The 4006-nt window shown below is 71.2% G+C and carries 1 protein-coding gene; it reads right to left on the bottom strand.

Going from position 1 to position 4006, the window contains the following annotated elements:
- Window positions 1–4006, bottom strand: a 4006-nt coding sequence (locus ACFYOY_RS49005; protein ID WP_388594612.1) for an SDR family NAD(P)-dependent oxidoreductase, incomplete at both ends; no start/stop codon positions are given.

Here is a 4006-nt window from a genome sequence, read left to right as displayed (position 1 = left end):
AGGGTGCAGACCTCGTCGAAGGCTTCGGCGAAGACGGGGAAGCGGTCGTAGAGGTCGGCGCCCATGCCGGGGCGCTGGCTGCCCTGCCCGCTGAAGAGAAACACGGTCTGCCCGGTCGCGTCGGGGGTCTGGCCGGGGTGCAGCAGACTCGGATGGGGGTCCCCGGCGGCCAGTGCTTCGAGCCCCGCCACCAGTTCGTCGCGGTCCTGGCCGATGAGCACGGCCCGGTGGTCGAAGAGCGTCCTGGTCCGCAGCAGGGACCAGCCCACCTCGGCCGGTGTCACCTCAGGATCGCTGTTGATGTGCCCGGTCAAGGCTCGCGCCTGGCCCCGCAGCGCCGCCTCGCTCTGTGCGGAGATCACCCACGGAGCCACACCGAGGGCGTTCGATACGGGGGCGGGCTCGATTGGCTCAGGGGCCTGTTCAAGGATGAGGTGGGCGTTCGTACCGGAGATGCCGAAGGAGGAGACCCCCGCCCGCCGGGGCCGTTCGCCCTGGGGCCATGGGACGGGTGCGGTGAGCAGGCGCAGGTCGCCCGCGTTCCAGTCGACATGGGATGTCGGTTCGTCGATGTGCAGTGAGGCGGGCAGCACCCCGTGGCGCATCGCCATCACCATCTTGATGACCCCGGCCACGCCGGCGGCGGCCTGAGTGTGGCCGATGTTGGACTTGATGGAGCCGAGCCACAGCGGACGTCCCTCGTCCCGCTCCTGGCCATAGGTGGCCAGCAGCGCCTGTGCCTCGATCGGGTCACCCAGCGTCGTGCCCGTACCGTGCGCCTCGACCGCGTCCACCTCGGACGGCGACAGCCGGGCGTTGGCGAGCGCCTGCCGGATCACGCGCTGCTGCGAGGGCCCGTTCGGCGCGGTCAGGCCGTTACTGGTGCCGTCCTGGTTGACGGCCGAGCCACGGACGACAGCCATCACCCGGTGGCCGTTGCGGCGCGCGTCCGACAGCCGCTCCAGCAGTACGAGACCGGCGCCCTCGCCCCACACCATGCCGTCCGCCGCTGCCGCGAACGGCTTGCAGCGCGCGTCGGGCGCCAGACCACGCTGGCGGGAGAACTCGATGAACGCGCCCGGGGTGGCCATCACCGTCACGCCACCCGCCAGCGCCATCGTGCATTCGCCCTGCCGCAGTGCCTGGGCCGCCAGATGCATCGCGACCAGGGAGGACGAGCAGGCCGTATCCACCGTCACCGCAGGGCCTTCGAGGCCGAACGAGTACGCCACCCGGCCGGACACCACGCTCCCGATATTGCCCGTGGCGACATAGCCTTCGACGTCGCTCGCCGTATCGCCGGTGAGGGACAGATAGTCCTGGGAGGTCACCCCCGCGAACACTCCCGTGTTGCTGCCCGCGAGCGTGTCCCGGTCCAGGCCCGCGTTCTCGAACGTCTCCCAGGCGGTTTCCAGGAGCAGGCGCTGCTGGGGGTCCATGGCGACCGCCTCGCGCGGGCTGATGCCGAAGAACCCGGGATCGAACTCGGCCGCCTGATAGAGGAAGCCGCCCTCCCGGACGTAGCTCGTCCCCGCGCGGTCGGGGTCGGGGTCGTAGAGCGCGTTCAGATCCCAGTTGCGGTCGGTGGGCATCTCCGAGATGGCATCGCGACGGGCGACGACCAGGTCCCACAGGTCCTTCGGGGAGTGTGCGTCGCCCGGGAAGCGGCAGGCCATGCCGACGATCGCGATCGGCTCGTCCTGGGCGGCCGTGATGGGGCTGTGAGCGGCGACGGCGATCTGCTGGCCCGTGAGTTCGGCGCGCAGGTATGTCGCGAGGGCGTTGGGCGTGGGGTGGTCGAAGACGAGCGCGGGCGCGAGGTCGATTCCGGTGGCGGTGGCGAGCTGGTTGCGCAGCTCCACGGCGGTCAGGGAGTCGAACCCGAGCTCCTGGAACGGCTGGGCGGGCGGGATGGCGTCCGGACCGGAATGGCCCAGGATCGAGGCCGCGAGGGACTGGATCCGTTCGAGCAGGAGGTGGTGCTGCTGCTCGGGGGTGCTGGCGGAGAGCCGCTGCTGGAGCGAGGTGCCGGCGGACGGGTCCGTGGACGCGCTGGTGGTCCGCTCGGTCGTGTTCTCCGCGGCAGTGTTCAGATCGTCGAGCAGCGGGCTGGGGCGCTGAGCGGTGAAGGCCGTCGGGAACTTCTCCCAGTCCATGTCCGCGACGGTGATGGTGGTGTCACGGTGATCCAGGGCGTGCTGGAGCGATGCCACGGCCAGTTCGGGGCTCAGCGGGGCCAGTCCACGTCGGCCGTAGAACGCGAGCGCCGTCTCGTCGGCGGCCATGCCCGCGTCGCCCCAGGGGCCCCAGGCGAGGCTGGTGGCGGAAAGTCCTCGGGCGCGGCGGTGCTCGGCGAGGGCGTCGAGATAGGTGTTCGCGGCGGCGTAGGCGCCTTGCCGACTGCCGCCCCACGCGGCGGCGCCGGACGAGAAGAGCACAAAGGCGCTGAGGTCCAGCCCCTGCGTCAGCTCATGCAGATGAGCGGCGGCCAGGGCCTTGGGTCCGAGCACATGCTGCAGTTGCTCCGGCCCCAGATCGGCGATGAGCTCGGTGTCCGACGTTCCGGCGGCGTGGATGACGGTGGTGAGGGGGTGTTCGTCGGGGATGGTGGTGAGGAGGTGTTGGAGTGCGGTGCGGTCGGAGGCGTCGCAGGCGGTGATGGTGACGGTGGTGCCCAGGGTGGTGAGTTCTTGGGCGAGTTGGGTGGCGCCGGGGGCGTCGGGGCCGGAGCGGCTGATGAGGTGGAGGTGGGGTGCGCCGTGGTGGGCGAGCCAGCGGGCGACATGGGCGCCGAGACCGCCGGTGCCACCGGTGATGAGCGTGGTACCCGTGGGCTGCCAGGTCCTGGGCGCAGTGGCGGGGGCACCGGCCCTGCGGAGGCGCCGGGCGTAGCTGCCGGTGGCGCGGATGGCGGTCTGGTCCTCCGGTCGACCGGGGGCGAGCAGGGCGGTCAGACGGTCGGAGGTGTGGTGGTCGATGACGGTCGGGAGGTCGATCAGGCCACCCCAGCGGCGAGGGTGTTCGAGGGCCGCGGCGCGGCCCAGTCCCCATGTCTGTGCTTGCCGCGGGCTCGGGAGCGGATCACCGGGACCGGTGGCGACGGCGCCCTGGGTGAGGCACCACAGCGGCGCCGGGATCTCGGCGTCGCCGAGGGCCTGGACGAGCACGGTGGTCGCGGCCAGCCCGGAGGGCACGGCTGCGTAGTCGGGGTGCGGCTCCTCGTCGAGGGCGAGCAGGCTCAGTACTCCGGTGGGTTCACCCTCCGTGGTCAGACGGGTGAGGTGGTCCGCCAAGGCGTCGCGATCGACGGAGTGGGTGTCGAGCACATGGCGGAGAGGGGTGGCGCCGTGGGCGGTCAGGGCCTGCTCGGCGGTTGCCACGGCAGGATGGTCGGACTGACCGGCGGGGACGATCAGCAGCCAGGTGCCGGAGAGGATCGGAGGCGCGGAGGGAGCAGAAAGACGCTTCCACGTGGCCTGATACCGCCAGGAATTGATGACCGACTGCTCCCGGTGGTGCCGCCGCCAGGCGGACAGCGTCGGGAGCACAGCGCTCAGCATGGGCTGCTGGTCCGCCGGTGAATCGATGGTCGCCGCGAGCGCTTCCAGATCCTCCCGCTCCACCGCCGCCCAGAACTCCCTGTCGACCAGAGCCGCCTCGGTGGGCGCCGGGTCCGAGGAGGAAGCCGACGACAGCCAGTAGTGCTGGTGTTGGAAGGCGTAGGTGGGGAGGTCGATGGTGCGGGGGGTGGGGGTGGTGGGGTACCAGCTGGTCCAGTCGATGGTGGTTCCGCTGGTGTGGAGTTGGGCGAGGGTGTGGGTGAGGGCTTGGGTGTCGGGCCGTTTGTGGGTGAGGGTGGAGGTGGTGAGGGGTGTGGGGCGGTGGGTGGGGTTGTTCTGCTCGGTGTTGGTGGTGGTGGTGGTGTGGTGGTGGAGGGTGTGGTGGGTTGCGGTGGTGAGGGTGGGGTCGGGGCCGAGTTCGAGATACAGGCTGGTGTGGGGTGCGG

Origin of the sequence: Streptomyces sp. NPDC007875, from assembly GCF_042868035.1 — a bacterium.
Lineage (GTDB): Bacteria > Actinomycetota > Actinomycetes > Streptomycetales > Streptomycetaceae > Streptomyces > Streptomyces antimycoticus.
The sequence above is the reverse complement of the archived record's forward strand: the minus strand, read 5'-3'. Positions and strand labels throughout refer to the sequence as shown.